At 67.8% G+C, this 22,865-nt stretch carries 26 protein-coding genes; 15 read left to right on the top strand and 11 right to left on the bottom strand.

The annotated features are described in order from the left end of the window. Positions 1-451 precede the first annotated feature (451 nt). Both LYSCAS_RS07700 and LYSCAS_RS07705 read left to right on the top strand, forming a co-directional pair. On the top strand, positions 452-694 hold the full coding sequence (locus LYSCAS_RS07700; protein ID WP_213437314.1) for an XAC0095 family protein: 243 nt from the start codon (positions 452-454) through the stop codon (positions 692-694). Positions 695-1,236: 542 nt separating this feature from the next. Continuing rightward, positions 1,237-1,794, top strand: coding sequence for a YaeQ family protein (locus LYSCAS_RS07705; RefSeq protein WP_213437316.1), 558 nt, complete (start codon positions 1,237-1,239; stop codon positions 1,792-1,794). Here the strand turns inward: LYSCAS_RS07705 and LYSCAS_RS07710 are convergent, their stop codons facing one another. From LYSCAS_RS07710 to LYSCAS_RS07720, 3 genes are read right to left on the bottom strand one after another with little or no spacing between them, the layout of a single operon-like run. Then, positions 1,795-2,193 carry a hypothetical protein gene (locus tag LYSCAS_RS07710; RefSeq protein ID WP_213437318.1) on the bottom strand — a complete coding sequence of 133 codons (399 nt, stop codon included), beginning with the start codon at positions 2,191-2,193 and terminating at the stop codon, positions 1,795-1,797. Between the two features lie 32 nt (positions 2,194-2,225). Beyond that, complete coding sequence (locus tag LYSCAS_RS07715) at positions 2,226-2,963, bottom strand: hypothetical protein (RefSeq protein WP_213437320.1); 738 nt, start codon at positions 2,961-2,963, stop codon at positions 2,226-2,228. Further along, entirely contained in the window at positions 2,960-4,447 is a 1,488-nt protein-coding gene (locus LYSCAS_RS07720) for a glycosyltransferase family 39 protein (protein WP_246518227.1), read from the bottom strand. The genes LYSCAS_RS07715 and LYSCAS_RS07720 overlap by 4 nt, the downstream gene beginning before the upstream one ends. 170 nt (positions 4,448-4,617) lie before the next feature. On the opposite strand from LYSCAS_RS07720, the gene LYSCAS_RS07725 reads away from it, so the two are divergent. Both LYSCAS_RS07725 and LYSCAS_RS07730 read left to right on the top strand, forming a co-directional pair. After that, positions 4,618-5,139, top strand: a complete 522-nt coding sequence (locus tag LYSCAS_RS07725) for a hemerythrin domain-containing protein (protein ID WP_213437324.1) — start codon at positions 4,618-4,620, stop codon at positions 5,137-5,139. 170 nt (positions 5,140-5,309) lie between these two features. Further along, positions 5,310-6,839, top strand: a complete 1,530-nt coding sequence (locus LYSCAS_RS07730) for a metallophosphoesterase (RefSeq protein WP_213437326.1) — start codon at positions 5,310-5,312, stop codon at positions 6,837-6,839. A 10-nt stretch (positions 6,840-6,849) separates the two neighbouring features. Here the strand turns inward: LYSCAS_RS07730 and LYSCAS_RS07735 are convergent, their stop codons facing one another. Both LYSCAS_RS07735 and LYSCAS_RS07740 read right to left on the bottom strand, forming a co-directional pair. After that, a complete protein-coding gene (locus LYSCAS_RS07735; RefSeq protein ID WP_213437328.1) occupies positions 6,850-7,611 on the bottom strand; it encodes a hypothetical protein in 762 nt (253 codons plus the stop codon). Then, positions 7,608-8,144: a DUF6630 family protein gene (locus LYSCAS_RS07740; RefSeq protein ID WP_213437330.1), complete on the bottom strand. Its 537-nt coding sequence runs from the start codon at positions 8,142-8,144 to the stop codon at positions 7,608-7,610. Before LYSCAS_RS07740 ends, LYSCAS_RS07735 begins: the two co-directional genes overlap by 4 nt. A gap of 165 nt (positions 8,145-8,309) precedes the next feature. Here LYSCAS_RS07740 and LYSCAS_RS07745 point away from each other — a divergent pair, with 165 nt between their 5' ends. The 5 genes from LYSCAS_RS07745 to ltaE all read left to right on the top strand — a co-directional run bounded on the left by LYSCAS_RS07745 (position 8,310) and on the right by ltaE (position 11,085). Continuing rightward, positions 8,310-8,582: a DUF4242 domain-containing protein gene (locus tag LYSCAS_RS07745; RefSeq protein WP_213437332.1), complete on the top strand. Its 273-nt coding sequence runs from the start codon at positions 8,310-8,312 to the stop codon at positions 8,580-8,582. A 23-nt stretch (positions 8,583-8,605) separates the two neighbouring features. Next, entirely contained in the window at positions 8,606-9,196 is a 591-nt protein-coding gene (locus LYSCAS_RS07750) for a hypothetical protein (protein ID WP_213437334.1), read from the top strand. Between the two features lie 205 nt (positions 9,197-9,401). Next, positions 9,402-9,698, top strand: a complete 297-nt coding sequence (locus LYSCAS_RS07755) for a type II toxin-antitoxin system RelE/ParE family toxin (RefSeq protein WP_213437336.1) — start codon at positions 9,402-9,404, stop codon at positions 9,696-9,698. 41 nt (positions 9,699-9,739) lie between these two features. Continuing rightward, positions 9,740-10,078, top strand: a complete 339-nt coding sequence (locus LYSCAS_RS07760; RefSeq protein WP_213437338.1) for a helix-turn-helix domain-containing protein — start codon at positions 9,740-9,742, stop codon at positions 10,076-10,078. After that, a complete protein-coding gene (ltaE, locus tag LYSCAS_RS07765) occupies positions 10,075-11,085 on the top strand; it encodes a low-specificity L-threonine aldolase (protein ID WP_213437340.1) in 1,011 nt (336 codons plus the stop codon). The genes LYSCAS_RS07760 and ltaE overlap by 4 nt, the downstream gene beginning before the upstream one ends. On the opposite strand, the gene LYSCAS_RS07770 is transcribed toward ltaE, so the two are convergent. Together LYSCAS_RS07770 and LYSCAS_RS07775 are read right to left on the bottom strand one after the other, a co-directional pair. Next, positions 11,086-11,979 carry a DUF1570 domain-containing protein gene (locus LYSCAS_RS07770; protein WP_244858735.1) on the bottom strand — a complete coding sequence of 298 codons (894 nt, stop codon included), beginning with the start codon at positions 11,977-11,979 and terminating at the stop codon, positions 11,086-11,088. It lies immediately after the preceding gene. 35 nt (positions 11,980-12,014) lie between these two features. Then, positions 12,015-12,614 carry a DNA-3-methyladenine glycosylase gene (locus tag LYSCAS_RS07775; protein ID WP_213437345.1) on the bottom strand — a complete coding sequence of 200 codons (600 nt, stop codon included), beginning with the start codon at positions 12,612-12,614 and terminating at the stop codon, positions 12,015-12,017. A 133-nt stretch (positions 12,615-12,747) separates the two neighbouring features. Here LYSCAS_RS07775 and LYSCAS_RS07780 point away from each other — a divergent pair, with 133 nt between their 5' ends. The 4 genes from LYSCAS_RS07780 to LYSCAS_RS07795 all read left to right on the top strand — a co-directional run bounded on the left by LYSCAS_RS07780 (position 12,748) and on the right by LYSCAS_RS07795 (position 16,059). Beyond that, positions 12,748-14,034 carry an aminopeptidase gene (locus LYSCAS_RS07780; protein ID WP_213437347.1) on the top strand — a complete coding sequence of 429 codons (1,287 nt, stop codon included), beginning with the start codon at positions 12,748-12,750 and terminating at the stop codon, positions 14,032-14,034. 100 nt (positions 14,035-14,134) lie between these two features. Further along, positions 14,135-14,824, top strand: coding sequence for a PIN domain-containing protein (locus tag LYSCAS_RS07785; RefSeq protein WP_213437349.1), 690 nt, complete (start codon positions 14,135-14,137; stop codon positions 14,822-14,824). A 45-nt stretch (positions 14,825-14,869) separates the two neighbouring features. Continuing rightward, positions 14,870-15,205 carry a PilZ domain-containing protein gene (locus LYSCAS_RS07790; RefSeq protein WP_213437356.1) on the top strand — a complete coding sequence of 112 codons (336 nt, stop codon included), beginning with the start codon at positions 14,870-14,872 and terminating at the stop codon, positions 15,203-15,205. A gap of 116 nt (positions 15,206-15,321) precedes the next feature. Beyond that, the gene (locus LYSCAS_RS07795; RefSeq protein WP_213437358.1) at positions 15,322-16,059 is read left to right on the top strand and encodes a DUF3800 domain-containing protein; all 738 of its coding nucleotides are present in this window, start codon (positions 15,322-15,324) and stop codon (positions 16,057-16,059) included. Positions 16,060-16,178: 119 nt separating this feature from the next. Here LYSCAS_RS07795 and pdeM read toward each other — a convergent pair whose 3' ends face one another. Genes pdeM through LYSCAS_RS07815 form a run of 4 tightly spaced genes read right to left on the bottom strand, consistent with a single transcriptional unit; the run spans position 16,179 to position 21,907 of the window. After that, complete coding sequence (gene pdeM, locus LYSCAS_RS07800; RefSeq protein ID WP_213437360.1) at positions 16,179-16,817, bottom strand: ligase-associated DNA damage response endonuclease PdeM; 639 nt, start codon at positions 16,815-16,817, stop codon at positions 16,179-16,181. Then, positions 16,810-19,266 carry a ligase-associated DNA damage response DEXH box helicase gene (locus LYSCAS_RS07805; protein ID WP_213437362.1) on the bottom strand — a complete coding sequence of 819 codons (2,457 nt, stop codon included), beginning with the start codon at positions 19,264-19,266 and terminating at the stop codon, positions 16,810-16,812. The genes pdeM and LYSCAS_RS07805 overlap by 8 nt, the downstream gene beginning before the upstream one ends. A gap of 35 nt (positions 19,267-19,301) precedes the next feature. After that, positions 19,302-20,906, bottom strand: a complete 1,605-nt coding sequence (locus tag LYSCAS_RS07810) for an ATP-dependent DNA ligase (RefSeq protein WP_213437364.1) — start codon at positions 20,904-20,906, stop codon at positions 19,302-19,304. Further along, positions 20,906-21,907: a ligase-associated DNA damage response exonuclease gene (locus LYSCAS_RS07815; protein ID WP_213437366.1), complete on the bottom strand. Its 1,002-nt coding sequence runs from the start codon at positions 21,905-21,907 to the stop codon at positions 20,906-20,908. The genes LYSCAS_RS07810 and LYSCAS_RS07815 overlap by 1 nt, the downstream gene beginning before the upstream one ends. Before the next feature lie 82 nt (positions 21,908-21,989). Here LYSCAS_RS07815 and LYSCAS_RS07820 point away from each other — a divergent pair, with 82 nt between their 5' ends. After that, positions 21,990-22,382, top strand: coding sequence for a hypothetical protein (locus LYSCAS_RS07820; protein ID WP_213437368.1), 393 nt, complete (start codon positions 21,990-21,992; stop codon positions 22,380-22,382). A gap of 11 nt (positions 22,383-22,393) precedes the next feature. Further along, positions 22,394-22,864 (top strand): hypothetical protein, encoded by a 471-nt coding sequence (locus tag LYSCAS_RS07825; RefSeq protein ID WP_213437369.1) that lies wholly within the window; start codon positions 22,394-22,396, stop codon positions 22,862-22,864. Position 22,865 lies beyond the last annotated feature (1 nt).

Genomic DNA, 22,865 nt, shown 5'->3' on the forward strand with positions numbered 1-22,865 from the left:
GCGAGATGATCTCAAGCTAGCGCGAGCTGATCTCAAGCAAGTGCCAGTTGGTCTCAAGCAGTCGCGATCTGATCTCAACCGGTCGTGCCCTGATCGCAAAGCTACGGAGGCCAATCACAACGTCTCCGACTCTGTGCTTGTCGTCTTTCGTCATGAAGACGCGTGTCTCGTGGACAAGTTGAGTCCACGCGTCAGACGCGTCTGTGCGTTGTCGCGTTTCCGTCCAATTGGCGGACACCAATATCGGGCGCAGTCTTCTCGACGGAGTCCAACACTCCTCTAGGCGCGTCAACATCACGCGGTACCGCATGGCCCCTGCGTCGGGAGGGGACCTAATACAACACCTCGCGAGGGGGAATACGTTCACCGCCCTAGAGCGGTTTGGCCTCCCGACACCTTTGCGCCGCGCACCGCGGCGCAAAGCTCTTCCCCAAATCGTCGGAGGTCACACATGCAACCTTCCGCCCGAGCGCCCACCGTCTACGCGCTCCCCGAAACCGCCCACGTCGAACTGATCCAGATTCGCGATCACCTGCGCCTGCTGGCCTTCCTCGCGGATACCGGTTCCAACGCCAGCCGCCACGATGCGGAACTCCGCCCGCACGCACTCGCCTGGTGGTTCACGCGCCTGGCGCGCGACATCGACGGCATCGTCGAAGCGACCTATTGGTCGGCGGACGTCGCGAACGGTTGATGGCTTCTGCTTTCGCTTTCAACCGAAGGAACGACATTACCCAACGCTCCGGTGAGGCGCACCGCACGCCGAGCCAATCCCGCGCAGCCGTCCATGGATGGACGGCGCCGATGCTCGCAGCCAGGGATGGCGAGGCAGCGGAGCGGGATTGGCTGGGCGTGCAGTGCGCCGTCGGTCCGAGTGCAGCTGTTCGCCAGCGACCCAACGATCCGGTGCAAGGCGCTACCCCTACGCAGCGTCGCAACGATCCGATCGCGAAGCGCGCCGACGTGATGAGGGCCAAGGGTCCTTGAAGTGCGCCATGGATGGCGCACGGCCGGTGCTTGGAGCTGGACAGCGGAACGCGCCGGGCAAGGACCCTTGGCCCTCATCGCGGCGGAGCGCCGTGCCGGAGGAGGTTCAACAACCTCGCTTCTGGATCCCGCCTTCGCGGGGATGACAAGCCGCAAGCCACCAATCTGAACGACCCTCGCTCCCCCGTCGCACCCCGAAGCCCCATACTCCGCCGCCGCCCCTCCGGCGGCCCGCTCCCGAGAAACGCCATGGCCACCAAGGCCACCATCATCAAGGCCGAGCTCCAGGTCACCGACATGGACCGCCACTATTACGCCGCGCACAACCTCACGTTGGCGCAGCACCCGTCCGAAACCGTCGAGCGCCTGATGGTCCGCCTGCTGGGCTTCGCCCTGTACGCGGACGATCGCCTCGAGTTCGGCCGCGGCCTCAGCGACGAAGACGAACCCACCCTGTGGCGCCGCAACTATTCCGGCGAAATCGAACTCTGGATCGAACTCGGCCAGCCCGACGAATCCCGCCTGCGCAAGGCGAGCGCGAAGTCCGAGGAAGTCGTCGTGCTCACGTACGGCGGCCGCGCCAGCGAACTGTGGTGGACGAAGAATGCGGTGGGCCTGGCCCGCCTGCGCAACCTCACCGTGCTCGACATCGACGCGAACGCCGTCGATGCGATGGCGCGCCTGTTCGGCCGCGGCATGCGCCTCACCGCGATGATCCAGGACGGCGAAGTGCAGTTGATGTCCGCCGATGCGAACGTCGCGCTGCGCCCCGTGGTGCGCATGGCCTCGGCGTCGACCGCGGCCTGATCAACCCGCCAGCACGTCGCGCCAATACGGCACCGGCAGGAACGGCATGTACTCATGCCACCCCAGCACGAACGAAAATACGGCGTGGATCGCGGGCGACGACAAAAACGCCAGCACCAGGTACCACGCCAGTTCGCGCCGCGAGAACTTGAACGCGAAAGGCGGCAGCAACAACGTCGCCAGCGCCGGCACCGTGTAGTAGATCCACCACGGCAAGCCGGAATTGTTGCCGAACTTCGCGAACATCATCCCGCCGACCACGACGATCGCCGCCACGCCGACCACCGGCTTGAGGTGCAGCGGGTGCGCACGATGGCGCGTCACGAAGCGCAGGATCGCGACGAACACGACCAGCGACACCAGCACGAAACACCAGAACCGCAACGCGACCGAATCCAAAGCGCTTCCCCCAAAGCGGATGAGGCGCGACTCTATCGCGGATCGCTGCGCCCTGCGCCTTCGCGCCACGCCCCCGTCGCCGCGTGCAGCACCAGCACGATCGCCCACGTGATCCACAACGACCACAAGGTCTGCGAGAGGAAGTGCGCGCCGCGGAATTGCTGGATCCAGCCCCACGCCAGGCTCGCGGCGAACAACCCCAGCCACCACGCCACGCTCGCGCGCTTGCGCTCGGGCCACCACAACAACGCGAACGCCATCGCCCACGAGCCCGACGTCACGAAGGCCGCGGGGATGCAGCGCCCCAAGGCCACGTCCGCGCGCGGCGAGGTGATCGTCGTCCACAAGTCCTGGTACGGCGCATGGCCACCGAACGCGTCGACATCCCACGGGCAATGCATCGGCCCGTAGAAGCGTTGCAGCACCCAGATGCACGTCGGCACGACGACGAACGCCAGGGCCACGCACCACCACCGACGTCGATGCGTCGCGAAGAACCCGTCGCGCGCCCGCAACGTCGCCAACGCGACCGCCCACGTCGCAAGCCCCGCGCCGATCAGCACGTACTTCATGTAGCGATGCAGGAAGTCCGTCATCACCCAGTCGTGGCGCCAGGGGAACACGCGCGTCTGCGCGTCGTAGTACGGCGCGGCGAGGGCCAGGTCGAGGCGCGTGGCGTGGAAGATCCACAATAAGGCGATCGCGGCCACCGCGAGACACGCGGTCTGCAAGGCGTAGAAGCGCGCGGGGAATCGCGGGCTGGGCTTCAAGGACTCGTGCCGGCGTGCGCCGCCTCGGCGCCGTCGGGCGCGACGCGGAACACGATGCTACCCCGGTACGGCGCACCCAACGCCTGCGCCCGGTGCTGCCGCGCCGCCATGTAACGCTGCACGTCGTGCCAGGCCTCGGCCTTGCAGATCCAGACGCTGGCGCCGTCGTCGTGGTCCTCGACCAGTTCCGTTGCCGCGTCTTCGTCGTAGTGCGGGTTGATCGATGTGCCGTCGGCCTTCGGCACGCGGGCCAGCGTGACGTCTTCGACATCCGCGTTCAGGTGCAGCCGCAGCCCGTAGCGCATGCGGTCGTCGACGAACACCACCTGGTCGATCGCGCCCGGCACCCGTGCGCGGATCGCGTCGGCCCACGCGCGGGCATCCTGCGGCGAATCGATCGTCGCGCTGACGAGACGCAGACCGATCAGCAGCGGCACCCACGCGACCAGGCGGCGCCACGGCATCGGCCCGCCGATCTCCGCGCTGCGCACCGCGACCGCCAACGCCACCGGCGCGAACAACGGCAACACATACAACGGCAAGCGCGACCGCGCGATGCAGAACACGAGCAACGGCAGGAACGTCCACGCCGCGAGCAACAGATCGACCGGATCATTCGCGCGCCCTTCGGGCTTGCGCCACTTCCGCACGTGCGCCGGCAATCCACGCAACCACCCGAACCACAACACCGTCCACGGCAACGCCCCCAGCACCAGCGTCGGCCCGTACACCGCGAGCCACCCGTACCACTGCCCGTTGCGCCGGAACTCGTCGGTCGCGAACCGATCCACCACTTCCATCCCCAGGAAGTAGTGCAGCAACGCCGGATTGCGCGTCACCACCACCACGAACCACCACAACGCCAGCGCCGCGAACACGAACAAGCCGAGCGGATGGAACACGCGCCGCCGCGGCGTCACCGCGAACTCGACGAACACGATCGCGAGCAACGGCAACAACCCCGGCGGCCCCTTCGTGAGGAACGCGAGCGCGAACGCGGTCCATAGCAAGGCGTCCCATCCCAACCGCCCGCTGCCCCATCGCAACTCGACGTAGGCCCACATCGCGAGCGTCTCCCACGCGGCGAGCAGGAAGTCTGTAGTCACCAGTTGCGAGGCGATGGCCGGCGCCAACATCGTCGCGTACGCGATCGCGGCGAAGCGCGCGCGCTCGGGCACCAGGCGCAACGCGATCCGCCACACGCACCACGTGCTCAACAGGTACGCGAGCGCCACGGGGATGCGCGCCGCCCACGTGTTCATGCCGAACACCGCCAGGCTCGCGGCGACGGCCCAGTACGTCAGCGGCGGCTTCGTCCAGTGCCCCACGTCGTGCGTGCGATGCGGCACCAGCCAGTCGCCGCTCGACAGCATGTTGGCCGCCACGTTGGTGTAGCGACCTTCGTCCGGATCCCACAACCCGCGGCTGCCGAGGAACGCGAACGCGAGCGTCAGCACGACGAGCACGACGAGCGTCCGTTGCATGCGAACCGTTGTCATCGCGGGCTCCACGCGGGCGCGCCCAGCGTGACTGCGGCCGCTGTAAGCGAACCTCAGGCCAGCCTGAGGCGCCTGTTAAGCGATCCGGCACGCGGCTGTCACCGGCACACCGGCATCCTGCGTCCACCCCACCCAGAACAGCGGAGCACGACCCCATGGCACGCGACATCCTCAAGACCCTCAAGGAAGAGCACGCAACGCTGCGTTCGCTGTTCGACCAGATGAAAGAGACGACCGACCGCGCCAAGAAGGGCCGCGCCGACCTGCTGGAGACGATCGAGCAGAACCTGTTGCCGCACGCCAAGTGGGAAGAGCAGGTGTTCTATCCCGCATTCAAGGAACGCTGCGACCGCGACGGCCTGCAGACGCTGGCCGAGGCCATCGCCGAGCACCACGCGGTGGAGCACAGCGTGATCCCGGAAGTGCACGCGGCCGACGTGGAAACGCCGGAGTTCGCGGGGCGCGTCAAGGTGTTCGGCGAGTTCATCGACCACCACGCCAAGGAAGAAGAGAAGACCATGTTCAAGATGGTCCGCGAGCTGTTCAGCGCGGACGAGCTTGCGCAGATGGACGAAGACTACGAGACCTGGAAGGCCTCCGACGCCGCCGCCAACCTCGTCTTTGCCGAGCAGGCGAAGGCCGGGTTGAAGGGTGCGGTGAAGTCGCTCATCCAGTAAGGGTGTGCCGGTGCGGCGCGTCGGCCGGAGGCCGATGCGCCGCGACACCGGCTTTACTGCATTCAGCGCAATGAAGCCCGCGCGAAGGATGCAGGCCACACATTTTCCCTGTCCGGTCGCGTAACAACGCGGCCGTTTCCATTTCTGCACAGGTGCAGGAACAGGGAACGATGAAGGCCATTGGCACGATATTTTTGCTGTGCGCCGCACTGACGGCGCTTCCATCGAACGCGCAGCTGCGAACGCCGCAATACCCGGAAGACGACACGGTCGTCGTGCAGCTGGACGACGAGACGCCCACCCAGGTCTGCCATCCGGATGCCGAGTGGATCCGCCTCGGCTTCGCGTCGATCGACCTGCACGGCACCGACAAGCTCGTGCTCACCAGCTCAGACGGCGATGAACTCAAGCTCTTCGGCACGCGCTGGAACGGCCGCGTCTTCCACACCCGCGCGCTGCGCGGCGACTGCATCACCATCGAGAAGGCCTTCAACGACGCCGACAGCGCATTCGCGTTGTCCGATTACCAGGCGGGCCTGGACGCATTGGCCGACACGCACGCGCGCATCGCCGCCGCCGGCGACCTGTGCGACAGCACGCCGCTGGATTGCAGGAAGACGTCCGACCTGGTGATCGCCGCCGATCCCACGATGGTGCTGGCGCTCGGCGACAACGCGTACACCAACGGCACGCTGGCCGAGTTCATGTCGCGCTACGACCCCAACTGGGGCCGCTTCAAGGACATCACCGCGCCCGTGGCGGGCAACCACGAATACCTGACGACGAACGCCGCGGGCTATTTCGATTACTTCAACGGCGTCGGCCAGAACGACGGCCCGGCCGGCGAGCGCACGAAGGGCTACTACAGTTTCGATGTGGGCGAATGGCACTTCATCGCGCTCAACAGCAAGTCGGGCGGTGCGGTGTCGGCGACGCAACTGGCATGGCTCGACGCCGACCTGCGCGCGAACACCAAGCCGTGCACCGCCGCGTACATGCATTACCCCTTCATCAGCAGCGGGCGCTACACCACGTTCCCGAACATCAAGCCGATCATGGATCGCCTGTATGCCGCGAAGGTGGACTTGCTGCTGACGGGCCACGACCACGACTACCAGCGCTTCCAGAAGATGGATGGCGAGCAGGTGGCGCAGGACGACGGCGTGCGCGAAGTCATCACCGGCACCGGCGGCGGCGACAAGTACACCGTGGTCGGCACGCATCCGCTGTATGTCACGGGGCAGGGCAGCACGTTCGGCATCCTGCGCGTCGACCTCACGGGCGTCGGTTACGACGGGGCCTTCGTGCCGATCGCGGGCAAGACCTGGACCGACAGCTTCAACGGGCAGTGCCACCGCGCGGAAGACGGGCTCGTCGGCGATTACATCCTGACGGCTTCGCCCACGATTTCGGTCACGCGCGGCAGCAGCGGCGCGAAGGTGATCACCGTGGCCAGCTACGGCGCGTTCAACGAATTGGTGAAGCTGGCGAACGGCACGCTGCCCAGCGGCGTCACCGCGACCTGGTCGCCCTACAACGTCACGCCGCCGGGCGATGGCAGCGCCACCGGCCGCGTCACGCTGAAGGTGTCGAACAGCGCGGAGAAGGGCACCTATCCGATCGCGATCACGGGCACCAACGCCGCCGGCACGCCGGACGAACGCGTGCGCAAGACGAGCTTCACGCTGACGGTGAAGTAATCGCGCCCGCTCAGGGCACGAACTGCACGCCGAGGTAGAAGATCACCTTCTGGCGGTTCTCGCCGCGCAGTTCGCTGCCCAGCGAGGCGAGCAGGTTGCACGTGTCGCCGAGGGGTGCGCGCGTGCCGACATTGATCGTCGGCACGACGCGTTCGCCATCGGTCTGCGAGAGGTTGACCTCGGCGATGCACGACGCGCGCGACCAGCACGCATGCGCGAGGTACGCGCCGCCCTGCCACGCATCCGGATCCACGGACACGAAGTGCCTGCCGATCTCCACGCCCGCGGCGAAGTCGCCGAAATCGTGCGACGCCTGCACGGGCAGGAAGAAGTCCGGGTGTTCCGATGCCAGGCCGCGCCGTCGCGCGGACGCCGACCAGCCCTTGCTCCACACCGGCTGCACGGCCATCGCAATGCCCGCTTTCTCATCGTCCAGGAAGCGCCAGCGCAGGCCGAATTCCAGGTCGCTCCAGCCCGAACGCCACGCGCCGTCATCGTCGCGGGCGTGCGCCCATCCGCCCTGCACGGAGAGCTGGACGTGTTCGCCGACGCCGCGGTTGATGTCGAGGTTCGGCGCGGTGACTTCCCATCCGGCGCCTGCATGGCCGCCGGTGGCCGCGAGGTTGATCTCCCACTTGGCGTCGCCCGGCGTGCCCGGGTCGTTGGTGATCATCGGCGGTCCGGCCTGCGCATGCGCCTGGCGCGGAACGGCGAACGCGAGTGCGCACGCCATCACCGCCAGCAGTGCATGCCACGCCGCGCCGCGTGTCACGCGAAGCCCGCGCGCACGTGGAATCCCAGCGCACCCGCGATCGTCGGCAGCACTTCTTCGTCGCGCTGCAGGGAGATCCAGCCGGCGATGTGTTCACTGCCGGTCTCGTAGGTCCACAGCGTGTAGTGGTGTTCGCGCAGGCGGTCGAACGCGGTCTGCAGGAGGGCGGAGGTATCCGTGTCGGTAAGGAACTCCGCATCCGTCGGATCTTCCACGCCCCATTCAATCTGCAACCCGAAGCGCGCGGCCAGTTCGTCGAGCACCTGCACGAGGCCTTCGCTATCTTCCTCGCCGAGGAAGAAGCCCGCCTTCCAGTCGATCGCATCGCGGATCGCTTCGACGGGGTCGCCGCCTTCGGCCATCGCCTCCTGCACGGGCGCGAACTGCTGCAGCGCCGCGTCGTCGTCGCCGGGATTGATCAGCAGCAGCAGTTGCCACGCGACGGTTTCCAGCGCGGCGTCGTCGTCGAGGTCGGCCGAGGCGTGGAAGGCCTGGTCGAAGTTGTCGTCGGGGTCGAAGTCGTGGGGCGTCATGGGGCGAAAGCTTACGCCGCTTGAAGTCGGCCCATCCCCCGGGCGGGGGACCGGCCGTGAACGGTCCCCGAGCCCCCGTGGCCTGCGTCCCGTTCGCATCGCGTACGAAAAGGAAGACAGGCCGCCGTCCCCCGGGCGGGCTGCGCAACAACAGGTCCCCCCGTAATGCCCAAGTTCCTCATCGAGCGCGAAGTCCCCGGCGTCGGCAAGCTGACGGAGTCCGAAATGCAGAGCATGGCCCGGCGTTCCGTCGGCGTGCTGCGCCAGCTCGGCCCCGACATCCAGTGGGTCGAGAGCTACATCACCGGCAACAACCTCTATTGCGTGTACGTGGCGCCCGACGAAGAGATGGTGCGCGAACACGGCCGCCTCACCGGGTTCCCGGTCAACAAGGTCACGCAGATCGGACGCGTGATCGACCCCACGACGGCCGAGTAGGCGCGCAAGCCAAAGGATCCGCGATGTTCAACGAGATGGCCTGGTCGTTCATCGTCCAGACGCTCTCGGGCGTCGTTGCGGTGTTCATCGGCATCTGGCTCGCGCTCGTCGTCGAGCGCCGCCGCCGCACCGAAGACGCGAGCGAGCGCGAAGCCCTGCAGCAGGCCGAATACGAACGCGCCACCGACAGCATCCTGGGAAGCGTGGTGAAGAACGTTGCGGAAGCCAAGCGCGTGCTGCACCTGTTGCATGGCACGCGCTGCCCGCGGCTCTTGCATGCGGATCTTGAAACCGCCGTGTGGTACGCGAGCCAGGGCCACTTCACCGCGCTGTGCCGCAACGTGGACCAGCGCGTGATCTTCAGCCAGTTCTTCGACGACGTGCGGCGGCTCAGTGCGTTCGTGGATTTCCGCACCAACCTGCAGGCGCAATTGGCGACGCAGCATCGGAACGCGGAGGAAGAGGAGATCGCCGCGCTCCTGGGCGACGTGGACCAGCACCTCGCGGCGCTGGCGGAAGACTTGCGGTTCTGCGGCGTGCTGCTGGTCACCGACCACGGGAAGCCGGTGCACAAGCGGTTGATGGGGATCCAGCAGGAGATGGCGAGCGCTTGAGGCTCGGTGCGGTTCGTGGGCCCTTGGAACAGTCTTGGCTGCGGACAGGAAGGCGCGCGCGTAGGTAGCAGCGCAGTGCAACGGCGCGATCCGGGGAACGCGTCGGCGAACCGAATGGGACGCGTCCCGAAGATCGGTCAACGCCGACGCAAGCGTGCGGCAAACCCTGATGTCGTGCTTGTCAGGGGTTGGCGACCTTTGGAGAATGATCGAGGTCGTCGAATCCGAGGAATTCCGGGCATGGCGCGGCGCGTTGCCGAGCCAGCGTGTGCGGAACCAGATCCGGACGCGTCTGGGACGGCTTGCGTTTGGCAACCCTGGCGCGCATCGCGTCCTTGACGGCGGTATCGTCGAGCTCAAGATCGACATCGGGCCGGGATACCGGGTTTACTACGCGCGCGTCACCCAAGCGCGCTTCTACGTTCTGCGTGGCGGTAACAAGCAGACACAGCAGCGGGACATCGAAGCGGCACGTCGCGCCGCCAGGGAGTTGAGGTCATGACATTGCCGCAAGGGTTCAGGCTCTGGAGCGCGACAGAGGACATGAAGACCGAACTCGATCGGCTCTGCTACCTGTTCGCGTGCCTCGAAGAAGCGCCACGCGACGACGCGTTTTTTGCCCACGCCGTAGACGACGTCCAACGCTCGCGCAAGGAACACGAAGGTGTGCGCGACAGGCCAATGACCCTCAAGCGCATCGAGAAGACGATGCGCGACTTTCCAACCGTCTCGCTCGAGAACGTGGTTCGCATCATTCACGCGCTGGGATATGACTTCGACGTCGCGACGTTGGAAGCCCCGGTCCCTCGCGCCCCCTCGCGCCGCGCCGCCGCCAAGCGCACGCGCCACGCCGCCACCCGCATCCAGCGACGCAAAGCATGAACCCCATCGACCTCCGCTCCGACACCGTCACACGCCCCACGCCCGCCATGCGCGAGGCGATGCTCCGCGCGGAAGTCGGCGACGACGTCTATGGCGAAGACCCGACGGTCAACGCATTGCAGCAGCGCATGGCGACCGACCTCGGCTTCGACGCGGGCCTGTTCGCGCCCAGCGGCACGCAGGCCAACCTGCTGGCGCTGCTCGCGCATTGCCAGCGCGGCGACGAATACATCGTCGGCATGGACGCGCACACGTATCGCTACGAAGGCGGCGGTGCGGCGGTGTTCGGCTCGATCCAGCCGCAGCCATTGCCGCAGGGCGAGGACGGGCGCATGTCGCTCGAAGCCGTCGAGGCCGCCATCAAGCCGGTCGATCCGCACTTCGCACGCACCAAGCTGCTGTGCCTCGAAAACACCTGGCACGGCCGCCCGATGCCGCACGCCTACCTGCGCGATGCGCGCGCGCTGTGCGACCGGCGCGGGCTCGCGTTCCACCTCGATGGCGCGCGCCTGTACAACGCCGCCGTCGCGGATGGCGTGGCGCCGCGTGAGCTCGCACGCGATTTCGACAGCGTGTCGGTGTGTCTGTCGAAGGGCCTCGGCGCACCGGTCGGTTCCGTGCTGCTCGGCTCGCACGCGCTGATCGAAAGCGCGAAGCGCTGGCGCAAGGTCGCCGGCGGCGGCATGCGCCAGGCGGGCATCCTCGCCGCGGCGTGCCTGCATGCGCTCGACCACCACGTCGAACGCCTCGCCGATGATCACCGCCGCGCGGCGCAACTGGCCGACGGCCTGCGCGCCCTCGGCATCGCGGTGGCCGCGCAGCACACCAACATGGTGTTCATCGACATCCCGAACGAACGCCTCGACGCGTTCCGCAAGCACATGGACACCGCCGGCATCCGCATGTCGATCGGCTACACGCCGCGCATCCGCATGGTCACGCACCTGGACATCGACGATGCAGCGATCGCGCGGACGCTGGAAGCGTTCCGCGCCTTCGCCGGCTGATCAGCGCGCGACGAGCGCCGGAGTGCGCAGCGCTTCCTGCTGCGCCAGCAGGTAGGCATACCACTCCACCTGCACCGCCCACAGCGGCCCGATCTCGCGCTCGAAATCCGCGACGCTCGCACCGTGCTGCAACAAGCGCTCGAATCCCGGCGCGTACTTCCCGCCGTCGTGGTGCAGCAGGAAGTGCACCAGGCTCCACCACTCGACGTAATACAGGTTGACGTACGATGCGATCGGCGGCCCACTGCCATCGATCAACGCCTTCAACGGGATGACGCGCCCCGTCTGCACGTCCGACGCCAGGTTGCCGCTGAAGCGCAGCTGCGGCAGCCACCAGATCGGATACGCGTTGCGATCCGCATCGCCCGGATGCAAGCCCGTCGCATCGATCCGGCTCGCACCGAAATAACCGGCCAGCCCTTCATCGATCCACTTCGCGCGCTGGAAATGCATGACTTCCTGCGCCAGCTGGTGCGCGGCTTCGTGCAGCATCCAGTGATACGGGTTGGCACCGTCGGCGACATACGCGCGACATTCGGGCGGCACGTAACGCGCTTCCGCCCACGGGATCGCGCTGTTCCATGCCTTGAACTCGCTGCGCGTGCCGTACAGCACCAGCTGCAGTTTCGCCGGTGGCGTGGTGTGCGGCAGGTGCGCGAATTGCGCGAGGTAGGCGGCGTGCAGTTTCTCGACGGCTTCCCCGGTCGCGCGCGTCTGTTCCATCGTTGCGTTCGAACGCACCAGGTAATGCGTCGTCTCGATGACTTGCCCGTCGCGCGGCGCGTGCTTCTGCACCACCGGCACGGCCGCCTTCCCCGGCCGATCCAGCATCCACCCGTGCACCGCCGCCACCAGCGCGACCATCGCGATCAGCAACAACCAGGGCGGCTTCATGCGCACGTGCGATCTCCGCGGAGCATGCGCACAGCCTACTGCACGTGGCGGACCCGCGCGGGCGAGACGTGCGGATTGTTCGGCACGTAGAAGCGCCACAGATGTTCGAGCCCGACGCGAATGCCGATCCGCGGCGTCGCCACCGGATGCAACGGCGGCGGCGTGCCGTCGTCGAGGATGCGCGGGCCGTCGCCTTTCACCAGGTCGGCGCCATCGAGCGCACCGGTGATGCCGAGCGCCTGCGTCAGTCGCGCCGGTCCGCTGCAGAGCAAGCGTTCCGACACGCCACCGCGCGCGGCGAACATCTCCGGCAAGCCATCGATCGGTTCGAGCGCACGGATCAGGATCCCCGCACCCGGCGTCTTGTCCCACGCCACCGCATTCGCGCACCAATGCATGCCGTAGGTGAAGTAGACATACAGGTGCCCGGGCTCGCCGAACATCGTCGCGTTGCGCGCAGTCTTGCCGCGATACGTGTGCGCGGCGGGATCCAGGCCCGCGCAATACGCCTCCACTTCCACGATGCGGCCCGCGCGCCCGTCAGGCATCGCGAGCACTTTGTTGAGCAGGTCGCGCGCGACCAGGAGGGTGTCGCGGCGATAGAAAGCGCGGGGCAATCGTTTGCGACGGGGCATGCCGGGCAGTGTAGGGCGCGTCCGGTGAGCGACCGGCCGTCGGCGCGCGCGACCGCGCCGACCGGCGGTGACCGCCGATGGCAGGGCGACCCGTTGCTCCATTGGCCCGCCCCCGGGCCCTGAGGATCACGCCATGACTCGTCCGTTCCTTGTGGCCGCGCTGGCGGCCGCGACTTGTACGTTCCTGGGTGGCTGCAACCAGCCCTCGACCAGCGCACCCGCCGCCCCCGCCGGCACCAGCACCGCGACCACCGCCCCGGCCACGACCGCGCCGGCCGCCGGCACCGATACCGCGGCCACCAAGCCCGCCCCCACCGACTTCGACCAGCTCGCCGACCGCGTGGTCGCCAACGCCGGCGTGAAGGAAGGCGACATCGTGATGGTCACCGGGCGTTCGAGCGATGCCGAACTGCTCGAAGACATCGCGGTGGCCGCGCGCAAGCTCGGCGCGTCGCCGATGATCAGCTACAGCAGCGATCGCCTCGCCAAGCGCATGTTCTTCGACATCCCCGAAAAATACGATTCGCAGACCGACGCGCTGGGCATGAAGCTCGCGGGCATCGTCAACGTCGTCATCTCGATCGGCAACCAGGCGCAGGAAGCCTTGTTCGAAGGCGCCGATCCCAAGCGCATGGCCGCGCGCGGCAAGGCCGACGAACCGGTGAGCATGGCGTTCCTCAAGAACAACGTGCGTACCGTCGAGATCGGCAACAACCTGTATCCCACGCCGTGGCGCGCCGAACGCTACGGCATGAGCGAAGACGAGCTGTCGAAGATGTTCTGGAGCGGCGTGAACCTGGATTACACCGACCTGGTGAAGCGCGGCAGCGACGTCAAGGCGATGCTCGCCGCGGGTGACGAAATCCACATCACGCATCCCAATGGCACCGACCTCACCGTCAAGGTGAAGGGCCGCCCGGTGGGCGTGAGCGATGGCGTGATTTCCGCCGAAGACATGAAGGCCGGCGGCGCCGCGAACGCGGTGTACCTGCCCGCGGGCGAGGTCTACACCACGCCGGTGGCCGGCACGGCGAACGGCAAGCTCGTCAATCCGAAGTCGTTCTATCGCGGCAAGGCCGTCGACGGCCTGACGATGGAATTCAAGGACGGCAAGATGGTGTCGATGTCGGGCAGCGGCCCGGGCTTCGCCGACCTGAAAGCCGAATACGACGCGGTCAGCGATCCGCGCAAGGATGATTTCGCATACGTCGACTTCGGCATCAATCCCAACGTGAAGCTGCCGGCCAACGCGACGGTCGGCAACTGGGTGCCTGCGGGCACGATCACCGTCGGCACGGGCGGCAACACCTGGGCCGGCGGCACGAACAGCGTGCCGTACGGGCAGACGGTGTCGCTGATGGGCGCGACGGTGACGCTGGATGGGAAGCCGGTGATCGAAGGCGGCACGTTGAAGCTTTGATCGCTTCACGTTTCAAAGCCCCTCTCCCTCCGGGAGAGGGGTTGGGGAGAGGGTACGCATCACGCGCGTAAACTCCGCCGGCCGCTACCGGAGCTACGCCATGCCCCGCCACTACATCCTCGTCGACTTCGAAAACGTGCAGCCCGCGAGCCTCGGCGCGCTGAAAGCCGGCGATGCGTACATCAAGGTATTCGCGGGCCAGCACCAGACGCGCGTCGACCTCGGGCTCGCGCAAGCACTGCAACCGTTCGGCACGCACGCCGAATACATCCAGATCACCGGCAGCGGGAAGGACGCGCTCGACTTCCACATCGCGTTCTACATCGGACGGTTGTCGGCGGAACATCCGGGCGCCACGTTCACCATCGTGTCGCGCGACACGGGCTTCGACCCGCTGGTGAAGCACACGGCGAAACTCGGCATCGCATGCAAGCGCGTCGCAACGATCCCCGGCGCGAACGTGCCGAAGCTGCCGAGTGCGAAGGCGGACGCTGCGCCGGTCGTCGCCGCCACGAAGACCGCCAAACCCGCGAAGCCCGCCAAGGCAACGAAGAAAACCACGAAAGTCGCGAAGGCTGCCCCGCATCCGCGCCTGGCGAAGGTGCTCGAACGCCTCGCCGGCATGAAGACCGCGCGCCCGGCCACGTTGAAGTCGCTGCGTTCGACGCTGAAGAGTTTCGCGCCGCCGTTCGCCGAGGACGAACTCGACGGCATCCTCGCCGCGCTGCAGGCACACGGCGCCATCGCCATCGCCGGCACCAAGGTCACCTACGCGTTGCCCGCCGCCTGAGCCCGCAAAGGCGGTTTTCACGCCCGCGGCGCTAGGGTGCGCCCCATGGCCGACGACCACGAGCACGAACACGAAGAACGCCGCCAGTTCCCGCGCCAGCAAGTGGTGCGGGCGATAATGGTGCGGCCCAACGGCCACCGCCACGACGCGCAGGTGCTGGACCTCTCGCTGGGCGGCGCGCGCGTGTCGCTGCCGCAGCACTGGGCACCGGTGAACGGCGCCGCGCTGCGCTTGTACTTCGAGAACGGCGACCAGCACGAATCGATCACCTTGCGCGGCCACGTCACGCGCGTGGGCCTGGACGACATGGGCGTGGAATTCGACGCCTCGCAGGAAGCGCACATCCGCGAGCTGTTTGCGTCGTTGGGGCCGAGGCAGTAGCGCCGGCACATTGCATTTCGCGAGTTTTGCAGGAATCGTCTGCTTGAGGTCGAAGTCAAGGCATATACGACGCGTCGACGAGCAGACTGCACGCCCGTCCGCCGCTTGGCTTGCGCGTGCCCCCATTCTCCGACTACATCGTCTTTGCCGACGAAAGCGGTGACCACGGACTGGAGCGCGTTAATCCGCAATATCCGGTCTTCGTCCTGTCGTTCTGCATCTTCCAGAAGACCCAGTACGTGGAGCGTGTGGTTCCGGCCATCCAGCGCTTCAAGTTGCGCTATTTCGGCCATGACCAGGTAGTCCTGCACGAGCGCGACATCCGCAGGGACCTGGGCCACTTCAAGGCGCTCAAAAGGGCCGACGCGAAGGCAGCGTTCCTGGAAGAACTTACCGGCATCATGCGAGATGCGGAATTCGGGCTCGTCTGTTCGGTCATCGACAAACAGCGCCTCAAACGACGGTATGCCGCTCCACGCAACCCTTATCACGTCGCATTGGCTTTTGGCCTGGAGCGCGTGCATGGATATCTCGCGGCGCGAGGACAGTCGGCGGTGACACACGTCGTCGTCGAACGACGTGGCAAGCGGGAAGACGCCGAACTGCAAGCGGAGTTCGATCGCATTTGCGCCGGGAGCAACTTCAATGGAGCACACCTCCCGCTCAGGCTCGTTTTCGCCGGGAAGCAAGCCAACGCCACTGGCCTGCAGATGGCCGACCTGGTGGCAAGGCCTGTCGGAATGCGTACCTTGCGGCCCACGCAAGCCAATCGCGCATTCGACGCGTTGGCAGGCAAATTCCACCGCAATCGGCGCGGTGAATCGAAGGGCTGGGGCTTGAAGGTGTTTCCGTAGATAACAAAAGGCCCCGACGCGCGCGCCAGGGCCAGTTGCCGACCGAGAATCCCCAGTCCGGCGCGGAAATTAGCGCGATCGGCCCACAGGATCAAGAGCGAATTGTCGCGCAGATCGAATCATGTCACCCGCAGCAACGAGTCGTGGATGCACGCCACCAGCGACTCCCCTGTCGCAACCCTCGGCGTGCGCCCACCCGTGAATGCCGAGAACGCGGGCAGCACCAACGTCCGCGCCTGCAACCAGAACGCAGGCCATCGCCCCGGCAAGCCTTCCACTTTCAATGTCGGATGCAAATGCCCGCACAGCACGTGCCCGGGCGCATGCGGATCTGGTGCGTGCCGCAACGACAAGGCGCCGTCTTCGACCGCGTCGCCCAGCAATTGCAAATCGAGGCCCGCGCGCGCCAACGCGCGGTCGTGGTTGCCGGCAAGCACGCCGAATTCCAGCGCGGGCCAGGCATCGCGGAACGCCTCCCACCCGCGGCGCCATTGCGGCGAATCGATCGCGCCATGGAGGAAGTCGCCCAGCACCCACACGCTGCGCGCCTGCGTGGCGTCGACGAGCGCCGCGATGCGTCCTAGGTCGTGCTGCGTGCCGCCACTTGGCATCGCGATGCCGGCCTGGCGGAAGATGTCGGCCTTGCCCAGGTGCAGGTCGGCGAGATAGAGGCGTTCGCGCGCGGGGCGATACACCGCGCGGTCGGCGAGCAGCAGGAGGGTTTCGCCTGCGACATCGAGGGCCATCGACTCAGCCATGGCGTTTTTCCAGTTGCTCCGCCACGCGGGCGACGCGGGCGCGCCAGTCCTCCGTGCTCAGGTGTGCGCGCTGGCTTTCGGCCCACAGCGGGAACGATAGCGGCGTCAGCGACTTCGGGCGATGCAGCGCCACCGGCCGCCGCGCGCAATCGGCGAGCACGTGTGCCAGGTGCACGACGTCCAGTTGCTGCGCGAACACTTCGCGTTGCGCCTGCGCAAGCAGCAGGTGATCGGGGTCGTGCCGCGCGAGCACGTCGTAGAGCAAGCCACTCGATGCCTGCAACTGCCGCAGCGAGCGCGGCGCACGCCCCGGCAGCGATGGCGGCAGCAAGCCGGACACGCGCGCGATCTCGCGAAACTGGCGGCGCGCGAGCTCCGTGAGGTTGAAGCTGTCGGTGAGGTCTTCCACGAGCGCGTCGGGTTGCAGCAATGCATGGATCAGCGCGGCGTCGACGTCCGCGTCGGCCTGCACGGACAACACCAGGCCGTAGTCGTTGGCCGTGAACGAAAACGAGTTCGGCGCGCGCCGGCCCCAGCGCAATGCGAGCAGCGCGGCGAGGCCTTCATGCACGGCGCGCCCCGCGAACGGATACAGGAACAGGTGCTTGCCGTCGCGCGCCCGCACCCATTCCGCCAGCAGGTGATCCGGGCCGGGCAGGGCGGACAACGCGTGTTGCAGGCGCAGCAGCGGCGCGAGGGCGCGCACTTCGGGGGCGTCGCTTTCACCGGCCGCCACGCGCGCGAACACGCGCTCCACCTCGCGCCCCAATTCCCCCGACAACGGCATGCGGCCGCCCTGCCACTTCGGCACCATGCCGTCGGCACGCTTCGCCATGCGCACCTGCGCGGTCATTTCGTGCAGGCGCACGAGTTCGAGCGTGCGCCCCGCGAACTGGAAGCGATCGCCCGGCCGCAGCCTGCCGATGAAGTTTTCCTCCACCGAGCCCAGGGCGCCGCCGCGCAGGAACTTCACCGCCACGCTCCCATCGCTGGTGATCGTGCCGATGGACAAACGATGGCGGAACGCGACCTTGCGGTCCTCGACGATGTAACGCCCGTCGTCGCCGCGCACCACGCGCCGATAGTCGGGGTAGTGCGCGAGCGCGCTGCCGCCCTGCACAATGAACTCGATGACGGCTGACCACGTGCGCGGATCGAGTTCGGCGAACGCATGCGTGCCGCGGACTTCGTCGTACAGCGCGTCGGCATGGAAGCCGCCCCCCAACGCCAGCGTCACGCAATGCTGCGCGAGGACGTCGAGCGACAGGCGCGGCGGCGTGCGCGGCTCGATGCGGCCGTGGGCGAGCGCATCGCGCGCCGCGGCGTACTCCATCAGTTCCAGCGCATGCGTCGGCACGCACACGACGTGCGCCGGTTCGCCCGGGCGATGGCGCGCGCGCCCCGCGCGTTGCAGCAGGCGCGCCATGCCTTTCGGGCTGCCGAGTTGCAGCACCTGGTCGACGGCCGGGAAATCCACGCCGAGATCGAGGCTCGACGTCGCGACCACGCAACGCACCGTGCCTTCGCGCAACCCCTGTTCGGCGGCGCTGCGCAACTTCGGGTCCAGCGAGCCGTGATGCAGCGCCAGCGTGCCCTGGTCCTCGGGCCACACCGCGGACAATGCGCGATGCCACAGCTCGGCTTGCGAACGCGTGTTGGTGAACAGCAGGCTCGTGCGTTGCGACAGCAGGCGGTCGATGACGCGCGAGAGTTGCACGAGGCCCAGGTGACCGGCCCACGGGAAGCGTTCGCCCGCGTCCGGCAGCAAGGTTTCGAGCGTCAACGCGCGCGGCGGCAATCCGGAGACCAGCGCGGCATCCGGCGCGTGCGGCAGCAACACATCGCGCGCTTCCCCGAGGTTGCCCAGCGTCGCCGACAAGCCCCACGTGCGCAGCGACGGCGCAAGCGCACGCAGGCGCGCCAAGGCCAGCTGCAACAACACGCCCCGCTTGTTGCCGAGCAACTCGTGCCACTCGTCGACGACCACGGTGCGCAGGCCGGCGAACTGCGCCGCGGTCTCCGGATACGACAGCAGCAACGCCAACGATTCCGGTGTCGTCACCAGGGCATCCAGTTGCCCCGCGCGCGCCAGGCGCTTGTCGCGCGCGCTCGCATCGCCGGTGCGCAGGCCGATGCGCCAATCCAGGCCCAGCGCATCGACCGGCTCGCGCAACGCGCGCACCGTGTCGGTCGCCAGCGCGCGCAGCGGCGTGATCCACAGCAGGCGCAACGTACGCGGCGCGTTCTTCTTGCGCTTCACCGGTCCGTCGGCGCGCGCGGTCTCCAGTACATCCAGCAACGGACCGCCGAAGGCCGCAAGCGTCTTCCCGCTCCCTGTCGGCGTGTGCAGCAACCCCGATTCCCCGGCGAGCCACCGCGCCCACACCTCGCGCTGGAACGGCAGCGCACGCCATCCCTGCGCATCGAACCACGCCTTCAACGGCGCCATGCGGCGCGGCGTGACGTCCGGTCGCCGCGCGGCCGTCACCGGGCGAGCGTCCGCAACGTGTCGAGGCGATCCGCTTCCGCTGCAGGCTTGTCGTGCCGCCACCGCAGGATGCGCGGGAAACGCACCGCTATGCCGGACTTGTGGCGCGTCGAACGATTCACCGCTTCGAAGCCCAGCTCGAACACGTGCAGCGGCGTCACCGACCGCACGGGCCCGAAGCGCTCGAGCGTGTTCGCGCGGATCCAGCGATCCAGTTGCAGGATTTCCTTGTCGTCGAGCCCCGAGTACGCCTTGGCGACGGGCACCAGCGCATCGCCGTCCCACAGCCCGAACGTGTAATCGGTGTAGAGCGCGCTGCGCCGGCCATGTCCCGACTGCGCATACAGCAGCACGGCGTCGATCGTGAGCGGCGCGATCTTCCACTTCCACCAGTCGCCGCGCTTGCGGCCCACCTGGTAGGGCGAAGCGAGGCGCTTCAGCATCAGGCCTTCAACGCCGCGCTCGCGCGCGTCGTCGCGCAGGCGCGCGGCCTCGGCCCAGTCCGGCGTCGCGACGCGCGGCGACAACACCATGCGCGGATCGGCGTGGGAGGCGAGCAAGGCTTCCAGCATCGCGCGTCGCTCCGCGAGCGGCCGTTCGCGCAGGTCTTCGCCATCGCGTTCGAGCAAGTCGTACACCAGCACCCGCGCCGGCGTATCGGCGAGGATCTTCGGCCCCGGCTTGCGCCGCTGGATGCGTGTCTGCAGCGCGGTGAACGGCAGCGGCGCATCGCCTTCGCGCCAGCCGAGCAGCTCGCCATCGAGGACCGCATCGCCGGGGAGCGAGGCGAGCGCGTGTTCGATCTCCGGGAAACGCCCATCCAGGCGCTCCTCGCCGCGCGACCACAACGCGATGTCGCTGCCGCGGCGGATCAGCTGCACGCGGATGCCGTCCCACTTCCATTCGAGCAACCAATCCTCGATCGGCCCGAGCGTGTCGGGCTCGGCCTCCAGCGGCGAGGCGAGGAAGAACGGATACGGTTGCGCGCGATCGCCGGGCAGTTCGCCGGGCGTAAGCAGGTCGCGCAGGAAGGCAGGCGAGGGCGCCCAGGTACCCAGCATGCGCTGTGCGATGCGCGCGATATCCACGCCGCTCAATTCGGCCAGCGCCTGTTGCACGAGGCGCTGCGAGACACCGACGCGCAACGCCCCCGTCAGCAGCTTGTTGAAGGCGAGCCGTTCGTCGAACGCGAGCGTCGACCACGCCGATGTCACCAGTGCGCGCCGGGTCGCTTCGTCCTGGCCCGCGACGCCGAGCAAGCGTTGTTCGATCCACACGTGCAGCGGCGTGTCGTCCTGCAACGACGGCGGGGGATCGTCCAGCAACAACGTCAGCGTTTCGGCGAGATCGCCCACATGGTGGTAACTTTTTTCCACCAGCCACGCCGGATTGCCGCTCGCACTGGCGACCCAGTCGCGCAGTTCGTTCGTGCCCGCGATCTTCGCGCGCGCCCCGCCGATCTTGCCGCCGGCCAGCAACCACAAGGCCCACGCGGCGTCCTGCGGCGGCGCATCGCGGAAGTAATCCACCAGCGCCGCGCGCTTGTCGCCGGTCGCGGTGCTGCGATCCAGGCGCCGGTACAGGGCCGCGAAGCGGCGCATCAGTCTTCGCCACCGAACTGCGTATCGAACACACCGGTGGCGATGCCGGCTTCGTTCAGCGCGCGCACGATCGCATCGGTGTTGCCATGCGTGGCGATCACGCGGCTGGCGCCGGTATCCCGGATCGTGCGCAGCAAGTCGGGCCAGTCGGCGTGGTCGGAGACGACGAAGCCGCGATCGTGGTTGCGTCGCCGCCGGTTGCCGCGCAACCGCATCCAGCCCGACGCGAACCCGGTCTGTGCGTGCTTGAAGCGTCGCATCCATGCACTGCCCGCGGCGGACGGCGGTGCGAGCACCAGTTCGCCTGCGAAGTCCGCACCTCGTTGTTCGTCCGACACCAGCCGCGTCTCGAGCAACGGGATCCCGCATTCGCGATACACCTGCACGCCCGCCGCGATCGCACCATGCAGCCACGCCGGCCGATCGGTGAACGCCATCAGTTCCGCGAGCACGCGCTGCGCCTTGCCCAGCGCGTAGCAGAACAACACCGCCGCCTCGCCGCGTTCTGCGCATTCCTCGCGCCATTCGACGATCTCGCGCGCGACGTCCGGCGTGTGCGGCCAGCGATACACCGGCAACCCGAACGTCGCTTCGGTGATGAACGTGTCGCACGGCACCACTTCGAACGGCGCGCACGTCGGATCCGGCTGGCGCTTGTAGTCGCCCGACGCCACCCAGGTTTCGCCGTCGACCTCGATGCGCACCTGCGCCGACCCGAGCACGTGGCCCGCCGAATGGAAGGACACGCGCGCATCGTCGAGCACGAACGTTTCGCCGTATTCGTGCGCATCGATGCGCTCGTCGCCCAGGCGCCAGCGCAGGATCGGCAGGCCGGCGGCGGTGGCGTGGTACTCGCCCATGCCGCCGCGCGCGTGGTCGCCGTGGCCGTGCGTGATGACGGCGCGCGGCACCGGCCGCCAAGGGTCGATGTGGAAGCGGCCGGCCGGGCAGTACAGGCCTTCCGGGCGCATGACGACGAGGTCGCGGGTGGGGTGGGGCATCGCCGCAGTGTCCGGGGCGGGCGGTGTGCCGGGCGTCAGTACGCGCTCGACGCGAGGCCCGCGCCTGCCTATGCTCGGCGGCATGCACAAGGACGATGACTACGCATTGGACCTGCGGCGCCAGGGCGACGGCCTCCGGGCGACGGTCGCCGGCAAGCGCACGCTGGCCAACACGATCGCCTACTGGACCAGCATCGTGGCGGAAGTCGCGAAGCACAGACCCAAGTGGCTGTTCGTGTGCGACCGGCTGCAGGGCCACGAACTGGCGATCGACGAGTGGCGCAGCCTCGTCGAACGCATGACGGGCCAGGGCCTGGAAGGCATCCGCATCGCGCACGTCAAGCCGAGCGGCATGGATCACCTGGAGTATTGCGAAATCTTCGCGCGCGAAGCGGGCATCGATGCGCGCGCATTCGCCGACACCGGCGTCGCCGAACGCTGGCTGCGGTACGGGGTGGACGACAACGTCGCCTGAGGAGGGCTTCGATGCGCATCGCACTCGTTGTGTTGTGGTTCGTCGCAACCGCCGCTGCGGCCGCACCGCCGCAATCCAGCGCGAAGGCCACGTTGCTGTCCGGTCCCTGGACCGGGCATTCGACCTGCGTGGACAAGGTGCGCCATCCCGCGTGCAAGGATGAAACGATCGTGTATCGCTTCGTGCGCAGCGCGCCGCACGTCGCGATCCTCTACGCCGACAAGATCCTCGCGGGCAAGCGCGAACCGATGGGCGCGCTGCGCATGCAGCTCGGTGCGGACGATCGCAGTGCGGGCGCGCATTTCACGTGGGGACGCGGCACCGGCACCTGGGCGTACACGATGACGGCGGACACCACGCTCACCGGCACGCTGAAGGACGATCCGGGCGGGGCGCTCGCGCGCAACGTCGACGCGCACCGCGTCGACGACAAGGCGCTGCCCGCCGCGCCGCCATTGGCGGACTACGGCGAGCCGCACTGAG

Source organism: Noviluteimonas caseinilytica, from assembly GCF_018406605.1.
Taxonomy (GTDB): domain Bacteria; phylum Pseudomonadota; class Gammaproteobacteria; order Xanthomonadales; family Xanthomonadaceae; genus Noviluteimonas; species Noviluteimonas caseinilytica.

Bases quoted from the DNA above. Each gene is read 5' to 3' on its own strand.
- LYSCAS_RS07700 (WP_213437314.1), top strand. From the start codon at position 452: ATGCAACCTTCCGCCCGAGCGCCCACCGTCTACGCGCTCCCCGAAACC.
- LYSCAS_RS07705 (WP_213437316.1), top strand. From the start codon at position 1,237: ATGGCCACCAAGGCCACCATCATCAAGGCCGAGCTCCAGGTCACCGAC.
- LYSCAS_RS07720 (WP_246518227.1), bottom strand. From the start codon at position 4,447: ATGCAACGGACGCTCGTCGTGCTCGTCGTGCTGACGCTCGCGTTCGCG.
- LYSCAS_RS07725 (WP_213437324.1), top strand. From the start codon at position 4,618: ATGGCACGCGACATCCTCAAGACCCTCAAGGAAGAGCACGCAACGCTG.
- LYSCAS_RS07730 (WP_213437326.1), top strand. From the start codon at position 5,310: ATGAAGGCCATTGGCACGATATTTTTGCTGTGCGCCGCACTGACGGCG.
- LYSCAS_RS07740 (WP_213437330.1), bottom strand. From the start codon at position 8,144: ATGACGCCCCACGACTTCGACCCCGACGACAACTTCGACCAGGCCTTC.
- LYSCAS_RS07745 (WP_213437332.1), top strand. From the start codon at position 8,310: ATGCCCAAGTTCCTCATCGAGCGCGAAGTCCCCGGCGTCGGCAAGCTG.
- LYSCAS_RS07750 (WP_213437334.1), top strand. From the start codon at position 8,606: ATGTTCAACGAGATGGCCTGGTCGTTCATCGTCCAGACGCTCTCGGGC.
- LYSCAS_RS07755 (WP_213437336.1), top strand. From the start codon at position 9,402: ATGATCGAGGTCGTCGAATCCGAGGAATTCCGGGCATGGCGCGGCGCG.
- LYSCAS_RS07760 (WP_213437338.1), top strand. From the start codon at position 9,740: ATGAAGACCGAACTCGATCGGCTCTGCTACCTGTTCGCGTGCCTCGAA.
- ltaE (WP_213437340.1), top strand. From the start codon at position 10,075: ATGAACCCCATCGACCTCCGCTCCGACACCGTCACACGCCCCACGCCC.
- LYSCAS_RS07770 (WP_244858735.1), bottom strand. From the start codon at position 11,979: ATGAAGCCGCCCTGGTTGTTGCTGATCGCGATGGTCGCGCTGGTGGCG.
- LYSCAS_RS07775 (WP_213437345.1), bottom strand. From the start codon at position 12,614: ATGCCCCGTCGCAAACGATTGCCCCGCGCTTTCTATCGCCGCGACACC.
- LYSCAS_RS07780 (WP_213437347.1), top strand. From the start codon at position 12,748: ATGACTCGTCCGTTCCTTGTGGCCGCGCTGGCGGCCGCGACTTGTACG.
- LYSCAS_RS07785 (WP_213437349.1), top strand. From the start codon at position 14,135: ATGCCCCGCCACTACATCCTCGTCGACTTCGAAAACGTGCAGCCCGCG.
- LYSCAS_RS07790 (WP_213437356.1), top strand. From the start codon at position 14,870: ATGGCCGACGACCACGAGCACGAACACGAAGAACGCCGCCAGTTCCCG.
- pdeM (WP_213437360.1), bottom strand. From the start codon at position 16,817: ATGGCTGAGTCGATGGCCCTCGATGTCGCAGGCGAAACCCTCCTGCTG.
- LYSCAS_RS07805 (WP_213437362.1), bottom strand. From the start codon at position 19,266: ATGGCGCCGTTGAAGGCGTGGTTCGATGCGCAGGGATGGCGTGCGCTG.
- LYSCAS_RS07810 (WP_213437364.1), bottom strand. From the start codon at position 20,906: ATGCGCCGCTTCGCGGCCCTGTACCGGCGCCTGGATCGCAGCACCGCG.
- LYSCAS_RS07815 (WP_213437366.1), bottom strand. From the start codon at position 21,907: ATGCCCCACCCCACCCGCGACCTCGTCGTCATGCGCCCGGAAGGCCTG.
- LYSCAS_RS07820 (WP_213437368.1), top strand. From the start codon at position 21,990: ATGCACAAGGACGATGACTACGCATTGGACCTGCGGCGCCAGGGCGAC.
- LYSCAS_RS07825 (WP_213437369.1), top strand. From the start codon at position 22,394: ATGCGCATCGCACTCGTTGTGTTGTGGTTCGTCGCAACCGCCGCTGCG.